General features: G+C 70.9%; 13 protein-coding genes. 9 read left to right on the top strand and 4 right to left on the bottom strand.

Features of this window, described 5'->3' with window-relative positions:
* Positions 1 to 288 precede the first annotated feature (288 nt).
* Genes hppD through P1P70_RS05770 form a run of 3 tightly spaced genes read left to right on the top strand, consistent with a single transcriptional unit; the run spans position 289 to position 3,838 of the window.
* Positions 289 to 1,362, top strand: coding sequence for a 4-hydroxyphenylpyruvate dioxygenase (gene hppD / locus P1P70_RS05780; protein WP_319235127.1), 1,074 nt, complete (start codon positions 289 to 291; stop codon positions 1,360 to 1,362).
* Positions 1,359 to 2,516, top strand: coding sequence for an alpha-hydroxy acid oxidase (locus P1P70_RS05775; RefSeq protein WP_319235125.1), 1,158 nt, complete (start codon positions 1,359 to 1,361; stop codon positions 2,514 to 2,516). The genes hppD and P1P70_RS05775 overlap by 4 nt, the downstream gene beginning before the upstream one ends.
* Positions 2,513 to 3,838, top strand: coding sequence for a PLP-dependent aminotransferase family protein (locus P1P70_RS05770; protein ID WP_319235123.1), 1,326 nt, complete (start codon positions 2,513 to 2,515; stop codon positions 3,836 to 3,838). Before P1P70_RS05775 ends, P1P70_RS05770 begins: the two co-directional genes overlap by 4 nt.
* A 20-nt stretch (positions 3,839 to 3,858) precedes the next feature.
* Here the strand turns inward: P1P70_RS05770 and absA2 are convergent, their stop codons facing one another.
* Together absA2 and P1P70_RS05760 are read right to left on the bottom strand one after the other, a co-directional pair.
* Positions 3,859 to 4,527, bottom strand: a complete 669-nt coding sequence (gene absA2, locus P1P70_RS05765) for a two component system response regulator (RefSeq protein ID WP_319235121.1) — start codon at positions 4,525 to 4,527, stop codon at positions 3,859 to 3,861.
* A gap of 64 nt (positions 4,528 to 4,591) precedes the next feature.
* Positions 4,592 to 6,259, bottom strand: a complete 1,668-nt coding sequence (locus P1P70_RS05760; protein ID WP_319235119.1) for a sensor histidine kinase — start codon at positions 6,257 to 6,259, stop codon at positions 4,592 to 4,594.
* A 204-nt stretch (positions 6,260 to 6,463) separates the two neighbouring features.
* On the opposite strand from P1P70_RS05760, the gene P1P70_RS05755 reads away from it, so the two are divergent.
* From P1P70_RS05755 to P1P70_RS05735, 5 genes are all read left to right on the top strand, one after another.
* The gene (locus tag P1P70_RS05755) at positions 6,464 to 7,414 is read left to right on the top strand and encodes an ATP-binding cassette domain-containing protein (RefSeq protein WP_319235118.1); all 951 of its coding nucleotides are present in this window, start codon (positions 6,464 to 6,466) and stop codon (positions 7,412 to 7,414) included.
* A 6-nt stretch (positions 7,415 to 7,420) separates the two neighbouring features.
* Positions 7,421 to 8,218, top strand: coding sequence for an ABC transporter (locus P1P70_RS05750; RefSeq protein WP_319235116.1), 798 nt, complete (start codon positions 7,421 to 7,423; stop codon positions 8,216 to 8,218).
* Between the two features lie 214 nt (positions 8,219 to 8,432).
* Positions 8,433 to 8,885, top strand: coding sequence for a phospholipase (locus P1P70_RS05745; protein ID WP_319235114.1), 453 nt, complete (start codon positions 8,433 to 8,435; stop codon positions 8,883 to 8,885).
* 79 nt (positions 8,886 to 8,964) lie between these two features.
* Positions 8,965 to 9,822 (top strand): prephenate dehydrogenase, encoded by an 858-nt coding sequence (locus tag P1P70_RS05740; RefSeq protein WP_319235112.1) that lies wholly within the window; start codon positions 8,965 to 8,967, stop codon positions 9,820 to 9,822.
* 158 nt (positions 9,823 to 9,980) lie between these two features.
* Positions 9,981 to 10,196, top strand: coding sequence for an MbtH family protein (locus tag P1P70_RS05735; RefSeq protein ID WP_030250624.1), 216 nt, complete (start codon positions 9,981 to 9,983; stop codon positions 10,194 to 10,196).
* Between the two features lie 134 nt (positions 10,197 to 10,330).
* Here the strand turns inward: P1P70_RS05735 and P1P70_RS05730 are convergent, their stop codons facing one another.
* Both P1P70_RS05730 and P1P70_RS05725 read right to left on the bottom strand, forming a co-directional pair.
* Entirely contained in the window at positions 10,331 to 12,319 is a 1,989-nt protein-coding gene (locus P1P70_RS05730) for an AfsR/SARP family transcriptional regulator (RefSeq protein ID WP_319235108.1), read from the bottom strand.
* A gap of 690 nt (positions 12,320 to 13,009) precedes the next feature.
* Positions 13,010 to 15,463: an HAD-IC family P-type ATPase gene (locus P1P70_RS05725; RefSeq protein WP_319235106.1), complete on the bottom strand. Its 2,454-nt coding sequence runs from the start codon at positions 15,461 to 15,463 to the stop codon at positions 13,010 to 13,012.
* A 308-nt stretch (positions 15,464 to 15,771) separates the two neighbouring features.
* Here P1P70_RS05725 and P1P70_RS05720 point away from each other — a divergent pair, with 308 nt between their 5' ends.
* Complete coding sequence (locus P1P70_RS05720) at positions 15,772 to 16,821, top strand: class I SAM-dependent methyltransferase (RefSeq protein WP_319235104.1); 1,050 nt, start codon at positions 15,772 to 15,774, stop codon at positions 16,819 to 16,821.
* Positions 16,822 to 16,930: the final 109 nt, after the last annotated feature.

Genomic DNA, 16,930 nt, shown 5'->3' with positions numbered 1-16,930 from the left:
ACCCCCGGCCTTTTCATGCCGCGCAGAAAAATAATCGAGGCGCCGCTCGAGTGGCATTGAATTAAGGGTGAACCGGGACGCTAGCAAGGTTCCAAGGAGCTGGTCAACATACTTATCCAAGTAGATAACCGCAGGTAGGGAGCTTGATATCCAGCCGATAGCGAGGGTATACGAGCGATTTGTAGAGTGTAGACACGCGCATTTCTTTCCCTGATCGAGAATTCCGGGAGCCGTCTTTCCCGACGGGCGCTCCCGCGTTTCTCCCTTTCTTTTCATTGGAGAGCCGCCATGCCGCCCAGTGCCATTGCGTACGCCGAGCTGTATGTCACGGACGCCCGGGACGCCGCCGGCTTCCTCATCGACAGCCTCGGCTTCGTGCCCCTGGCCGTTGCGGGCCCCGCCACCGGCACCCACGACCGCAGGTCCACCGTGCTGCGCAGCGGAGAGGTCACCCTCGTGGTCACCGAGGCGCTCCAGCCGGGAACCGCCGTCGCCCGGCACGTCGAGGAGCACGGCGACTCCATCGCCGACATCGCCTTCGCCTGTGACGACGTCCGCTCCTGCTTCGACCGGGCGGTCCTCGCCGGCGCCACCGCGCTGCAGCAGCCGGCCCCTTCGCTGCGGCGCGGCCAGGACACCTGGTTCGCCGCCGTCTCCGGATTCGGGGACGTCCGGCACACCCTGATCGCCGCGACCGGCGACCGGACGGGACAGCTGCCGCCCGACCGGGACTGGGCGCTCCTGCCGACCGCCACGGACCCCGCGGCGCCCCGGCCCGCCCTCGACCACGTCGCGGTCTGCCTCGAAGCCGGCACCCTGCGCCGCACCGCCGAGTTCTACGAGGCCGCCTTCGACATGCCCTTCTACTCCTCGGAGTACATCGAGGTGGGCGACCAGGCGATGGACTCCATCGTGGTGCGCAACGCCGACGGCGGCATCACCTTCACCCTCATCGAGCCCGACGACACGCGGGTGCCGGGCCAGATCAACCAGTTCCTGAACGCCCACAACGGCCCCGGCGTCCAGCACATGGCCTTCCTCGTGGACGACATCGTCGGTTCGGTCCGCGCGCTCGGCGACCGCGGCGTGGCCTTCCTGCACACCCCCGGCGCCTACTACGACCTGCTCACCGACCGCGTCAGCGACATGGCCGACGCCATCGCCGACCTGCGCGAGACCAACGTCCTCGCGGACCGCGACGAGTGGGGCTACCTGCTGCAGATCTTCACCCGCTCGCCCTACCCGCGCGGCACCCTCTTCTACGAGTACATCCAGCGCAACGGCGCGCGCGGTTTCGGCAGTTCGAACATCAAGGCGCTGTACGAGGCCGTCGAGAGGGAGCGGGAAGTGGCCGGTCGATGACGTCCGCCATCGAGCGGGAGCCGCTCACACTCGACGACTTCGCCGCGCGCGCTCGGCGCGAACTGCCGCCCGACGTATGGGACTTCATCGCCGGGGGCGCGGGCCGGGAACGCACGCTGGCCGCCAACGAAGCCGTCTTCGACGCCGTGCGGCTGCGCCCCAGGGCGCTGCCCGGCATCGAGGAACCGGACACCTGCGTCGAGGTGCTCGGCTCCCGCTGGGCGGCGCCCGTCGGCATCGCACCCGTGGCCTACCACGCACTCGCCCACCCGGACGGCGAGACGGCAACGGCCGCCGCCGCGGGCCGGCTCGGACTCCCGCTGGTCGTCAGCACCTTCGCAAGCCGGACACTCGAAGAGGTGGCCGGCGCGGCGTGCGCCCCGCTGTGGCTCCAGCTGTACTGCTTCCGTGACGCCGAGACCACGCTCGACCTCGCCCGTCGTGCGCGCGACAGCGGCTACCAGGCCCTGGTGCTCACCGTCGACACCCCCTTCACCGGCCGTCGCCTGCGCGACCTGCGCAACGGCTTCGCGGTCCCCGCCCATGTGACCCCGGCCAACCTGGCCGGGTCGGCCGCCGCCGGGAGCGCGACGCCCGCAGCGCACAGCAGGCTCACCTTCGACCGCTGCCTGGACTGGTCCGCCGTGGCACGGCTGCGGGACCTGAGCGGGCTGCCCGTCCTCGCCAAAGGCGTCCTCACCGCGCGGGACGCCCAGGCGGCGGTGGCCGCGGGCATCGCGGGCATCATCGTCTCCAACCACGGCGGCCGCCAACTCGACGGCGTCCAGGCCACTTTGGAGGCACTGCCCGAGGTGGTGGCCGCCGTGCGCGGCCGCTGCCCCGTCCTCCTCGACGGCGGCGTCCGCTCCGGCGCCGACATCCTGGTCGCCCTGGCCCTCGGCGCCCGCGCCGTGTTCGTCGGCCGGCCCGCGCTGTACGCCCTGGCCGCCGGCGGCAGCGAGGGCGTGCACCGGATGCTCGGCCTGCTGATCGCGGAGTTCGCCGACACCATGGTGCTCACCGGCCACGCCTCGCCCGGCACCATCGGCGCGGACACCGTCATCCTGCCGGGACACAGCCGCCCCCACACCGAGGACACCGCGCCGCACACCGCGCCGCACACCGCGCCGTTCACAGACAGGAGTCCCGCATGACGACCCCGCCGGGAAGCACCGACCGGACCGGCATCCTGCCGCGGACCGCTCTGCACCCCAGTCTGTCCGCGCCGCTGCTCGACACGATGACCTTCCTCAACGAGGTCACCCTGCGCCATCCGCAGGCGATCTCCTTCGCCCCGGGACGGCCCTACGAAGGCGACTTCGACGTCGCGCGCGTACCCGCACTCATCGAGACCTACCTCGACCACCTGCGCGAGCAGGGCCACTCCGAGGAACGCGTCCGCACGGCGCTCTACCAGTACGGCGAGACCGCGGGACAGATCAGGGACATCGTCGCCCGCATGCTCCACATCGACGAGGACATGACGGTGGACCCCGCGTCCGTGGTGGTGACCGTCGGCTGCCAGGAAGCCGTCCTGCTCACGCTCCGCGCCCTGTTCACGGACCCCCACGACGTGCTCCTCGTCGACAGCCCCTCGTACGTCGGCGTCACCGGCGCGGCCGCCCTGCTCGGGATCCCCGTCGTCGCCGTGCCCGGCACCCCGCACGGGCCGGATCCGCAGGGGATCGAACGCGCCGTACGGGAGATCGAGGCGAGCGGCCGGCGCGCCCGATGTCTGTACGTGGTGCCCGACTGCTCCAACCCCACCGGGGTCAGCATGGGCCGCGAGGCCCGTACCGCCCTGCTCGACGCCGCGGACCGGCTCGGGCTGCTGCTCCTGGAGGACAACCCCTACGGCGTGTTCAGCACGGTGCGGCGGCCTACGCTCAAGTCCCTCGACACCCGGCGGCGCGTCATCTACCTCGGCTCCTTCGCGAAGACCGCCTTTCCGGGCGCGCGCGTCGGGTTCGTGGTCGCCGACCAGCTGGTCGAGAGCGCGGACGGCAGGGCACCGGGGCTGCTCGCCGCCGAACTGGCCAAGGTCAAGAGCATGGTCACCGTCAACACCTCCAGCCTGAGCCAGGCGGCGGTCGCCGGGCTGCTGCTGCAGAACGGCGGCGGGCTGCGGGCGGCGAACAAGGCCTCGGCACGCCACTACCAGTCCACCATGAGGTGTCTGCGGGAGTCCCTCGCCGCCGAACTGCGGCCCGGGGCACCGGAGTCGGCGGGGGTGCGGTGGAACGACCCCGACGGCGGGTTCTTCCTGACGCTCGACGTCCCGTTCGCCGCGGACGCGGCCGCGTTGGACATCTCGGCGGAGAAATACGGTGTCATCTGGACGCCGATGCGCCACTTCCACCTTGACGACGCGGGGGACCGGCAGATCCGGCTGTCCTGCAGCTACCTCACCACCGACCAGGCCACCGAGGGGGCGGCCCGGCTGGCCCGCTTCGTCAAGGACCAGGCGCGCAGCTGATCCGCCCCCTCGGGCATTCCCTAGTCGCCGCGCTCGATGTCCTTCACCAGGCCGGCCTCGTAGGCGATGATCGCCGCCTGCACCCGGTTGCGTACCTCCAACTGCGTGAAGATCGCGCTGACATACGTCTTGATGGTGCCCTCGACCAGGTGCAGCCGCTGGGCGATCTCCGCGTTCGACAGTCCGGCGCCCAGCATCCCCAGGACCTCCTGCTCACGCCTGGTCAGCAGGGCCGTGCGCTCGCCCGAGACCTCCGCGCGGGGCGACGGGGCCCTGCGCAGTTCGGTCATCAGCCGGCGCGCCACCAGCGGGGAGAGGCAGGAGCCCCCGGCCGCCACGGCACGCACCCCGGAGATCAGGTCCCGCGGATCGGACGCCTTGAGCAGGAACCCGGCCACTCCCTGGTCCAGCGCCCGCTCGATGTACTTGTCCTCGCCGAACGTGGTGAGGACGACCACCCCGGTGTCCGGGTTCGTCTTGCGCAGTTCACCCGCGGCTGTCAGGCCGTCCATCTCCGGCATCCGGATGTCGAGCAACGCCACGTCGGGGCGGTGCCTGCGGGCCAGTTCGACCGCCTCACGCCCGTCGGACGCCTCCGCGACCACCTCGATGCCCGGCTCGGTGGTGAGGATGGCGCGCACCCCGGCCCTGATGATGGTCTCGTCGTCGGCGAGCAATACGCGAATCATCCGATCCTTCCCTGGTGGTTTGGCTCATCGGCCCCGCGGGCGACCGCCGCCGGGCGTGCTGTGCTCAGAGCGTGTCCTTGGCCACCAGGACATCATCCTGGAAACACAGGCGGTACATCGTGTCGGTGAAGTGCAGAGGGCTCGCGCCGGCCCGGTAGTACTCGCACCTGGCACCCTCGGGAACAAGCGGTTCCGTGACGACCGGCGGCGGTTTCCTGATCCGCCGCGACGGGAGCACCGACTCCAGCTCCGCGCGCGTCTCACCGATCTGTATACCGGCGTAGCCCGCGGGGGAGATGGAGGTGGTCGCCGAGGTGAAGACGTACAGGCCCAGGAGAAGCGCCAGGATGGCCGCACCGAGCACCGCAGGGATCAGCGCGGCCCGCCGGGCGTCGCGCCGCAGCCGGGCCCTGGTCCGCAGCAGCGCGGCCCTCGACGCGCTCCACCTCGGCGCGGGAGGCGCGGGCACGGCACGCCCGGGCGCCGCTTCGCCACCGCCCGTGCCGGAGCCGCCCCCGTCGCCGTGGCCGTGGCCGTCGCCGTGGCTGTCGCTGTCGGCGGTGCCGGACGGTGGGCGGGCGGCGTCGGGGCCCGGCCCCGCGGCCGTCCGTGACGGCGCCGACGCGGTGTGCGGCAGCCGTGCGTACACCTCGAAGCCGCCCGCGCGCGGGCCCGTGCGCAGGGTGCCGCCCGCGAGACGGACGCGCTCGTCCAGTCCGATCAGTCCGGATCCGCTGCCCGTCGCGGGCGCGCTCCCACCGTGCCCCGGCCGCTCGTTGACGACCGACACCACGCTCTCGCGCCTCCCGTGGGTCACCCGCACGGTGATCGCGGCCCCCGGCGCGTGCTTGGCCGCGTTCGTCAGCGACTCCTGCACCACCCGGTACGCCGCGAGGTCGGACAGCTGCGGCGGCCCGTCCGCCCTCGGGGGCGTGCCCTCCTCGTGGAAGTCGACCGGTGTGGCGGACTGCTCGAAGCGGCGCACGAGTTGGGCGATCGACTCGTGGGCGGGGGTCAGCGACGGCGTGGGGTCCTCCCGCAGCAGCCCGATCACCTCGTGCAGGCGCTCGGTGGCCATGGTGCACCGCTCCCGCAACTGGCCCACCGATGCACGGTGTTGCTCGAGGAGGCCGGGGGCCAGCTCGAGACCGCCGGCGAGCAGCGCCATCACACTCAGCTCGTGCCCCAGGGAGTCGTGCATGTCCTGCGCGATCCTGGCGCGCTCCTTGAGCCTGGCCTGGTCGGCGATGTAGCGCTGCTTCCACTCCAGTTGCTCGGCGTGTTCCCAGCCGGCGTGCGCCAGCGCGGTGCGCTGACTCCACCAGTTGCCCGCCCACCAGGGCAGGACACTGGAGGCGAACTCGGTCATCAGCAGGCTCAGCCAGTCCTTGGTGTCGGCCAGGGCACCGACCAGGAGGAGCCCGGCCGTCGCGACACAGAGGAACACCAGGTGCGCGGGCCACAGCCGGGTCAGCCTGCGCCCCGCCAGGAAGCTCAGCACCGCGGCCGCGGCCGCCGGCCACAGGCTCGCACCGAACCAGGGGTAGAACAGGGCGAGGAGCGCCGCCAGCAGCAGGGACAGCAGCGGGACCGTGCGCCGCACCACGACCGCGGCCGTGATGATCAGACAGGCCGCCGCCCAGCCGGCCGACGTGGCCGCGAGTTCCTGCGTGGGGAACGCGGAGGGCGCGAGGAGCACGAGGAGCAGCACCAGATCGCCACGCCCGGTCAAGGGCCGCTCGGAGCCAAGGGCCCTCAGTAACGGTCCGGTTCGTCGGCGCACGGCCTGCCATCGCTGCATCCCAGCACGCTACAAGAGGCACCGGTGCCTCCGAACCTGCCGAAAGTCGCATGCGGTCGTTGCCGTTCGCCAGATGTCCCGCGCCCGCCGTCTCCCTAGCGTTGTGGACGTGACTTTGGAAGGAGCCACCAGGCGATGATCACTTTGGACCGGCTGACCAAGAAGTACGGCGACAAGACGGCCGTCTCTGACCTCTCGTTCGAGATCAAACCGGGGAAGGTCACGGGTTTCCTCGGCCCGAACGGTGCGGGCAAGTCGACCACCATGCGGATGATCGTCGGTCTCGACGCGCCGACGTCGGGACGGGCACTGGTGGGAGGCAAGCGGTACGAGGAACTCCGGCACCCCCTGCGCGAGGTGGGCGCACTGCTCGACGCCCGCGCCGGCCACCCCGGCCGGTCGGCCTACCACCACCTGCTCGGCCTGGCCCGCAGCAACGGGATCCCGGCCTCCAGGGTGGGCGAGGTCCTTCAGACCGTCGGCCTCACGGAGGTGGCGAAGAAGCGCATCGGCTCCTTCTCCCTCGGCATGGGCCAGCGGCTCGGCATCGCCGGGGCGCTCCTCGGCGATCCCGAGGTGCTGCTCTTCGACGAGCCGGTCAACGGCCTCGACCCGGACGGAGTGCGCTGGGTACGGGAGCTGATGCGGTCCCTGGCCGCGGAGGGAAGGACGGTCTTCGTCTCCAGCCACCTGATGAGCGAAATGCAGGAGACCGCCGACCATCTGCTGGTCATCGGCCGAGGAAAGATCATCGCCGACGCCCCCATCGAGGAGGTCATCGCGGGCAGCTCGCTCACCGCGGTCCGGGTCCGGACTCCGCAGCCCGACGTGCTCCGACGTGAACTGCTGCAGCTCGGGATGAGGGTGGAACAGGACGCGACCTCCGAGCCCGAGGAACTCCTCGTCGTCGGCGGCACCCTGGAGGAGATCGGCGACCTGGCCTTCCACCACCGTGTCCCCGTCCACGAGCTGAGCATGCGCAAGGCCAGCCTCGAACAGGCGTACATGGAGCTCACCGCCGCCAGCGTGGAGTACGGCTCACCCACGCTCTCCCAGATCACCTCCGCTTCTCACCAGAAGGCGTAACCCGACATGACGACAACGACAACCGCCCCCAAGCTCGCAGGCCCTGTCAAGGGTGGTGGATTCAAGGGCGCCGTGGCGTTCGAGTGGACGAAGTTCTGGAGCGTCCGGGCCACCTGGTGGAACCTCGCCGTCGGCCTGCTGCTCACCGTGGGCTTCGCCGCGATGGTCGGCGCGTCGGCCGACGCCAGCGCGCAGAAGGGCGTCGACGTCACCATGCCGGCCCCCTACCACGCCTCCCAGGCCTTCCTGATCTCCCAGTTGACCGTGGTGGTGCTCGCCACCCTCGCGCTCACCAGCGAATACTCCAGCGGTTCCATCCGCACCACGCTGCAGAGCGTCCCCGCCCGCGGCCGGATGCTCCGGTCCAAGACGCTGGTCGTCATGGCCGTCGTGGTCGCCGCGGGCTTCGTCTTCAGCGTGCTGGGGACTCTGGTCGCCGCGCCCCTGATGGGCGACCACGGCGACTACACCAGCGGCCAGTTGCTGGGTACCGCGCTCGGTGCCGGCGTGTACCTCGCCCTCCTCGCGGTCATGGCCATCGGTCTCGGTACCGTCCTGCGCAGCGCCGCCGGCACCATCACGACCCTCATCATGGTGCTGCTCGCACTGCCCCAGCTGATGGGCGTCGTCGGCGCCAAGTGGCTGGAGACCGCCTCCGACTACATGCCGAGCGTCGCCGGCACCGTACTGCTCACCCAGGACAGCGACCCCTACGGCGGCGGAACCGCGCTGCTGGTGCTGCTGATGTGGGCGCTCGCCGCGTACCTGGCCGGATCCGCCGTCCTGCGCCGACGCGACGCCTAGCACCGCTGCGCCGGGGCAGCCCCCGGCCGGACCAATCCCCCGGCAGAACAAGCGAAGGGGCCGCATGCCCTGTGGGGCATGCGGCCCCTTCGCCGTACCCGGGGGCAGGTCCCGGTACCGAAGCAGGTTCCGGATAACAGCGCGATAAGGGCCCCATAGCGGCCGTCGCCAAGGTGGGAGCGCCGGATCCTCACCCCACCCTGGAGGCTGTTCCATGCGTCGTCGTACGACCACGACCCTCACGGTCGCCGCCGGATGCGCGCTCGCGCTCGGTGCGGCGGCCGCTCCCGCGTACGCGGCTCCCGCCGACAAGCCGCAGGTGCTCTCCTCCTTCACCCAGACCAGCGCGTCGAGCCAGAACGCGTGGATCGCGGCCCGGCAGAACCAGAGGGCCTGGTCCGCCTACGAGTTCGACTGGTCGACCGACCACTGCACCGCCTCGCCCGACAACCCCTTCGGCTTCCCCTTCCAGACGGCCTGCGCGCGGCACGACTTCGGCTACCGCAACTACAGGGCGGCAGGCCAGTTCGACGCCAACAAGAGCCGCATCGACAGCGCCTTCCACGAGGACATGAAGCGCGTCTGCGCCACCTACACCGGTGAGAAGCACACGGCCTGCAACAGCACGGCCTGGACCTACTACCAGGCCGTCAAGCTGTTCGGCTGACGCGGCTCCGCGCCGACCGGCGCCTGGCGGAGCCGGTCGGCGCCTGCCGTGTCGGGCCGACGGTGAGGGAGGGAGACGCATGCGCAGCGCCGTCATAGTGGGCGCCGGACTGATCGGTCGCTCCGTGGGGCTCGCACTGCGGCGACACGGCGTGACCACCTACCTGATCGACGCGGACCCCGAGGCGGCGCTGGCCGGCGAGGAGTGCGGCGCGGGGTTCGCCGCGCACCCCCCGCAGCAGGCCGACATCGCGGTGATCGCGGTGCCGCCCGCCGTCGTCGCTCCGGTGCTCGCCGAGCACCAGGAACGCGGCACCGCCCGCTGCTACACGGATGTCTCCGGTGTCAAGGTGAGGCTGCACCAGGACGCCCGGGCACACGGCTGCGATCTGACCTCCCTGGTCAGCGGGGCACCCGTGGTCGGCGGCGGAGCGGGCCGGGCGGAGGCACGGGCCGACCTCTTCGACGGCAGGCCCTGGGCTCTCACCCCGACCGAGTCCACCGGCAATCTCGCCCTGAACAGCGCACTGGAACTGGTCGCGCTGTGCGGGGCGGTCTCGGTGCTGCTGGACCCCGAGACCCACGACCGCGCGGTCGCCCTCGTCTCGCACGCGCCGCACCTCGTCTCCAGCCTCGTCGCGGCACGCCTGCTCGGCGGCGACGAGTCGGCCGTACGGCTGGCCGGCCAGGACCTGCGCGACGTCACCAGGACCGCGGACGGCAACCCCGAGCGGTGGGCGGAGATCCTCACCGCCAACGCCGGCCCGGTCGCCGACCAACTGGACGACTGGGCGGCCGAAGCACAGGCCATGGCACGGGAGTTGCGCGACGTCGCCCGATCCGGGGACGGGGCCCGCCCGGTCCGGCTGCGGGAGACCCTGCGCTTCGGCGTGGCAGGGCGCGCCCGCATCCGGGAACTGGACACCCCGCGGCCCTGACGGGCCGATGGTCCCGCACCGGCACAGGGCCGGACGCCACCGGTTGCAAAACGAATCGATATCGGAAGGAAACGCGGGCTGAGTACCTTGGCCAAGGTCGGAAGCAAGGGCCGCAGCCCGCGCAGAATCTCCGCCGACGTTCACGGAAGGAATCCGAAGTGACCAATCCGTTCGAAGACGCAGACGGCCGCTATCTCGTGCTGGTCAATGATGAGGGCCAGCATTCGCTGTGGCCGTCCTTCGTGGACGTGCCGGCCGGGTGGACGGTCGCCTTCGGCGAGTCCGACAGGGAGGCCTGCCTGGAGTACGTGGAGAAGAACTGGACCGACATGCGGCCCAGGAGCCTGGTCGAGGCGATGAGCGTCGACAGCTGACCCGGCGCCGGCCCCGGCACCAGGCGCGCCCGCGCCGCCGGATCGCGCCGCGCCACTGCCGCCCCGCCGGATGTGATCCGACGGGGCGCAGTGCTGCCCGGGGCGGCTTTCGGCGGCATGCCCCTGACCGTCACTCACGCGACGCTACGGCCCGTTCGCACCCTCTGTGGTCCGTACGGGCCGTGGTCGGGCGTGCTGTCCGGGCCGCTGCCCGGTGCCGGCTGGACCGGCTCGGCCGACGCGGTCACGGCGAAGCCCGGGGCGGCACGCAGGGAGTGCGAGGCGTGCAGTCGCACCAGCTCCTGCCACCGGTAGCGCATCTCGCCCCAGGAGCCGCGGCCCACCACTTCCAGCAGCTGCGCGTCCACCAGGGTCTCGATGAGGTCCTCGGCGTCCAGCAGATCCGTGCCCAGCACCTTCGCCGCCTCCGCGGTCTCGAAGTCGGCGTCGTCGAGTCGGCTCAACCGGCGGTAGGCGTGGGCGGTGCCGGCGTCCAACTCGGCCATGCTGCAGTCGAGTCGGGCGCGCAGTGAATCCTCGCCGATGCTGAGTTCCGACAGCCGGTCGGCCGAGCGCTCCAGGCGGCGCACCAGGTCGGACACCTGCCAGTGCGGTTTGGTGAGCAGCCTGGCCGCCGCGGCACGCAGCGCCAGGGGAGTGTGCCCGCACAGCGCGCTGAGCCGCCGGGTGGCCCGGGGGGACTCCTCGGCCCTGGCGTCCCCCAGCACGCCGGCCAGCACATCCCGGGACTCCTCGTCGGACAGCGGGCCGACGCGCAGCCGCAGGGCGCAGTACCTCTGCAGGAGTTCGTCCAGGTTGGTCTGTCCGGTGATGAGCACGCAGTACTCACCGCTGCCGGGCAGCAGATGACGCAGCCCGGAATACGACGACGCGTGGTCGAGGACGACCAGGACGCGCTTGCCCTCCAGCATCGCCCGGTAGCGTTCGGCGGCCTCCGGGACCTCCGTGGGCAGCGGTTCCCCGGCTCCCAGCTGGCGAAGGAACTGGTGGAGCAGGTCCAGGGTCCGGCCCTGCCGGAGGTCGGCGAACAGCTGTCCGTCGGGGAAGCGGTGCGCCGACCGGTGCGCCCAGTTGACGGCGAGGCTCGTCTTTCCGATCCCCGGGCTTCCCGTGATGTACGCGACGGGGGATGCGTTCTGCGCAGAACCGTTGAGCAGCGCGTCATCCATGAGCCACTGCTCACGACTGCGTCCGCTGAAGTACGCGTCGCTCTCCGGGAGCTGGCACGGGACCGGCTGGGGTCTTTCTCTTCGTGGCGCTGAAATGCCGGGAACGGCGATCTGGGGGAATTCGTCCCGCAGGATCGAGTCGTGGAGAGACTGCAGCTCGGCGCCGAGTTCGAGACCGATCTCCTCGATGGAGTGCCGCATCCCGTCGCGGAATGTCGTGAGGGCCTCCGCACGCCGGCCCGAACGGTACTGGGCGAGCATCAGGTAGTAGCGCAGCCGGTCGCGCAGCGGGCAGGCGCCGACCAGCGCCTGGAGTTCGCCGAGCACGGCCTGGTGCTCGCCGAGCTGGAGGCGCAGCTCCATCTGCTGCTCGACGGCCAGCATCCTCTGCTCGTCGAGGCGGGCCGCCTCGGTCTCGGCGAACGGCGCGTACACACCGCCGAGAGCCGGGCCGCGCCACAGTGCCAGCGCCTCCCGCAGGGCTCCCTCCGCCTCCGCCGGACGGTCCTTGGCCGTCCACTCGGCGGCCCGGGCGATGAGTTGCTCGAAGCGCAGGGAGTCGAGCGAGTGGCCGGCGAGGCTGAGCATGTATCCGGGAGTGGCCGTGATGATCGTGTCCTGGCCCCAGCCCGCGCTGCGGAATATCTTGCGCAGTGTGGCGATGCAGATCGCCACCTGGGTACGGGCCGTGCTCGGCGGGCGGCCGTTCCAGACCTTTTCTATCAGCGAATCGAAAGACACGACCTGATTCACGGAGAGCAGCAGTGCGGAGAGAACCGCCCGCTGCCGAGGCCCCCCCACCGTGAGTCCTTTGCCGTTCATCTGCACTTCGAGCGGCCCCAGTATTCGGAATTCGAGGCCGGGTCCGGTGTCTTCCTTCGTCTTCTGCCTGCCGACTCCCTGCGATGCCGGAGCTATCAGCTGAACACTCATGATTTCTTGAACCCCCGTGTCAAGTTTCAGTATTGTCTGTGTGGTGAAGACCCTGAAGTGCACTTTTCGAGGCGCTCCGGGACGACGTGCGAATACGGGAGCACTCGCGGCCCAAGACAGAACAGCGGAAGCTGGCACTAAGATTCTTCGCCGCGGAAAAGTATTACAAGGCCCGGGTGTTCAGGTCTGTGTGATGTTCCGTCATGCAGCCGCACGACGGCAATCCGCCGGTCAGGGAAGTTACACAGGCATGCAAAATCTGCCGCCATTCTGATCCGGAACTCGGATTCGTCGATCCGAAACGGTAGGTGTTCCGGTCGTCGATCCCCGCGTGAGCGAACCGGCGGGGGACGCACGGCAGCCGGGGGACGCGTGCCGGGCCGCGTCGACGTCCGGGCCCGATCGCACTCGGGCGCACCTGTGTCATCCGTGGGGGAGAACCGCTTCTCGGCGAACGCGGTGCCCGCGATCGGCACCGAGGGCCGGATGCCCTCCACGGCGTTCACCGACACCTTCGACACCGACGTGACACCCCGGCACCGCGCGGGCGGAGCCTGCAGCGGTCCCGTCGGTGGAACGGCTGGACCGCACCGCGCCCGGCAGGCGGACGGACGAAAGGGACGCCCGGCACAGGCCGGGCGTCCCTCCCCTCGCGAGGGCGGTCCGGGGGATGTCACCGCCCCCGCCGGTTCAGTCGTCGGCCAGCCGCCGACGCATACGGGCCCATACGAACTCCAGCACCAGTCCGGCGACCGCGGCACAGGCCACCGCCGTCCACGGCGCCGCCACGCCGACCAGCTTCAGCTGGAAGAACTCCTGGAGATACGGCACCACCAGCACGACGGCGAACGACACCGCCATCGTCAGGACCAGCAGGATCCGCCACCAGGTGTAGGGGCGGGCGATGATGGCCAGCGCCCACAGGGCCGTGAGGAACAGCGCGAGGGTCGCCGCCGACGTCTCGGCGTCCAGGTTGTCGTCGTACACGGACCGGGCGAACAGGTAGGCGACCGAGGTGGCCGTCGCCGCGAGCGCGCCGGCGGGAATGGCGAACCGCAGGACGCGGCCCACGAAGTTCGACCTGGCGCGCTCCGAGTTGGGGGCCAGCGCGAGGAAGAACGCGGGGATGCCGATGGTGAGGGAGCCGATCAGCGTGATGTGGCGCGGCAGGAAGGGGTACGGCACCTGGGCGAGCACGATGACGACGGCCATCAGCACCGAGTACACGGTCTTGGTGAGGAACAGGTTGGCCACGCGCTCGATGTTGCCGATGACCCGGCGGCCCTCCGCGACCACCGAGGGCAGCGAGGCGAAGTTGTTGTTGAGCAGCACGATCTGGGCCACCGCCCGGGTGGCCGGGCTGCCCGAGCCCATTCCCACGCCGATGTCGGCGTCCTTGAGCGCGAGGACGTCGTTGACGCCGTCGCCGGTCATCGCCACGGTGTGGCCCCGGGACTGCAGGGCACCCACCATGTCCCGCTTCTGCTGGGGGCCGACCCGGCCGAAGACGGCGTTCTGCTCGACGGCGTCGGCCAGGGCCTCCGGGTGCTCCGGGAGGAACCGGGCGTCCACGGGGTTGTCCGCGCCGGGCAGGGACAGGCCCGACGCGACGGCGCCGACGGACACCGCGTTGTCGCCCGAGATCACCTTGGCCGAGACGCCCTGGTCGGCGAAGTACCGCAGGGTGGCGGGGGCCTCCTGGCGGATGCGCTGCCTGATGACGACGAGCGCCGCGGGTGTGACCGCGTCAGCCACCCCCGCCGTGTCGTCCAGGAGCTCGCCCAGCGGCCGTGAGCAGCGTGCCAGGAGCAGGACGCGCAGGCCGCGCGCGCCGTAGGAGTCCGCGGCCGTGAGCACGGAGTGCCCGGCCGGCAGCATGGTGTCGGGCGCGCCGAGCAGCCAGGTCGACTCCGCACCGGAGGGCTGGGTGAACGTGGCGCCGCTCCACCGCCGGGCCGAGGAGAACGGCGCGGTCGCGGTCCGCTGCCAGCCCTCGGGGGCGGGGTGGGCCTCGATGATCGCCTGAAGGCTGGAGTTGGGGCGCTCGTCGGCGGCGCCGAGGGCACCGAGCACCTGCGCCACGGGCACGTCCCCCAGCAGCGGAAGGACCTCGTCGACGTCCATCGACGCCTCGGTGAGTGTTCCCGTCTTGTCCAGGCACACGGTGTCCACCCGGGCCAGGCCCTCGATGGCGGGCAGCTCCTGGACCAGGCACTGCTGCTTGCCCAGCCGGACCACGCCGACGGCGAAGGCCAGAGAGGTCAGCAGGACGAGACCCTCGGGGACCATGGGTACGAGACCGCCCACCATGCGGCGGATCGCCTCGGGCAGATCGTCGTCGTTCACCATGAACTGCGTGATGATCAGCGAGATGCCCGCCGGGATGATCGCCCAGGTGACGAACTTCAGGATCCGGTCGATGCCGTTGCGCAGCTCGGAGTTGACCAGGCTGAAGCGCCGGGCCTCTTCGGCGAGTTGCGAGGCGTAGGCCTCCCGCCCCACCCGGGTGGCGGTGAAGGCGCCGGACCCTGCCACCACGAAGCTGCCGGACATCACCGCGTCACCGGGACGCTTGACGACCGGATCCGCCTCGCCCGTGAGCAGCGACTCGTCGACTTCCAGGTTCTCCGCCGCGGTGACCGTCCCGTCCACCACGATCTTGTCGCCCTGGCCCAGGTCGATGACGTCGTCGATGACGATCTCGGAGGCGCTGAGCGTGACGCGCCGCCCGTCGCGCCAGACCCGCGGACGGCTCTCGCCGACGATCGCGAGCTGGTCGAGGGTCCGCTTGGCCCGCACCTCCTGGATGATGCCGATCAGCGTGTTGGCGAGGATGACACCGCCGAACAGCCCGTCCTGCACCGGGCCGACGATCATGATGATGACGAACAGCACGCCGATGATCGCGTTGATGCGGGTGAACAGGTTGCTCCGGACGATCTCGCCGATACCGCGGCTCGACCGGACCGGCACATCGTTGACGTGGCCGGCGGCGACGCGTTCGGCGACCTGAGCCGACGTCAGCCCGGCGTGCCCGTCGACGAGCGTTCCGGACGGCGGGGCGTCGCCGGCGACCCGGGCCCCGCCGGCGAACCGGGCCCCGGCGCCGGCGGCGCCGCCGGGCTCGTCCAACTGCTTCTTCATCCCTGACGTCCTCCGGACTCGGCTCCGCGCTCTGACACTTTCGTCGGATGTTCTCTCCGCCCACCGACAGTAGAAGCCCGCCCTCGGCCGTCACCACGCACGAACGACATCTCTTCGGCCTTACTTTCGGCAGGGTCCACCCCGCCCTCCGGCGAAGCGAAAACGGATGGATATCGAGGAGAAAGTGAGCGCTCCTAGCCTCGTGCTCGCACGTTCCGCGGTCAGCACGGTGTCCGCACCCGGCCCAAGCGGTGACCGACCGGCGCCCGGCCGGCCACCCTCCCCCCAGGCAGAGGAGATCCTCACTCATGCACGCACAGACGAGCGGATACACCGTGACAGGGGACGACGTGCAAGGTCAGCTCACGGAACTCCGGCGCAGCCATCCCGAACTGCACGCCCTCGCCGACCCGCAGCGCCTCGCCGCCTGGGAGGCCGCCCTGTGCACCACCCTGGAGCAGCACGACGACTTCGGCGCCGGCACGGAAGGCAGCCGCGGCGTGGAGTACGTACAGGCCCAGACGCTCAACTCGCTGGCCCGCGAGACAGGTATCCGTGAACTCCTCGGCTTCGCCGGCACCGTGCGCCGCACCCCGGACGGCGAACGGCCCGTCATGGTCGACCTGTTGGGCGGCGACGGACTGGTACGCAAAGTGTGCGAGGAACTGGGCATCGGCGACTTCAACATCCTGACCTGCGACGCCTCCCCGCACATGGTCGCGTCGGCGTGGGCGGCGGGCATGCCGGCGCTGTTGCAGCGCGCGGAACAGCCCCTGCTGCGCGACCGGACCGTCGACGCCGTGCTGCTGGCCTACGGCTCGCACCACGTGCCGCCCTCGGACCGTCAGACGGTGGCCACCGAGGCCCACCGCATGCTCCGCCCCGGCGGCACGTTCATCCTGCACGACTTCCTCGTCGGCTCGCCCGTGGACGTCTGGTTCGAGGAGGTGACCGACGCGTACTCGGCGACCGGCCACAAGTTCCTGCACTTCACCCGCGACGAGATCGACGGCTACCTGGAGAAGGCCGGCTACGACCACCACGAGGTCGTGGAGATCGACGACCCCTACACCGCCGTCGGCGTCACCCCCGAAGAGGCCGAGCTCGAGATCGGCCGGTACCTGCTCAACATGTACGGACTGGTCAAGGTCTTCGACGGCCGGACCGAGAACGAGGCCTACCGCTGGGTGACCCGCACCGCCCAGTCCATCTTCTGCTACCCGGAGGGCGAAGGGTCCCTGCGGACGAGCGAACTGCGCTACGAGGAAGCCACCGGCAAGTGGCGCATCACCATCCCGCGGCGCGCGGTCGTCGGCGTCGGGCGCATCGCCTCCGCCGCCGGGCCCGACCGCCGCTGACCCGCCCGGCAACGGCGGGCCCCGCAGGCCCGCTCGGCTCGGCCGAGAAGTACACCGTTCCTTTGGACTGAGCATGAGTGCACATGTCCAGCCGCACACCCCGAACGGT

The sequence above is a fragment of the Streptomyces sp. MB09-02B genome (genome assembly GCF_033794485.1).
Taxonomy (GTDB): Bacteria; Actinomycetota; Actinomycetes; order Streptomycetales; family Streptomycetaceae; genus Streptomyces.
This window is presented reverse-complemented; position numbering and strand designations above follow the sequence as displayed.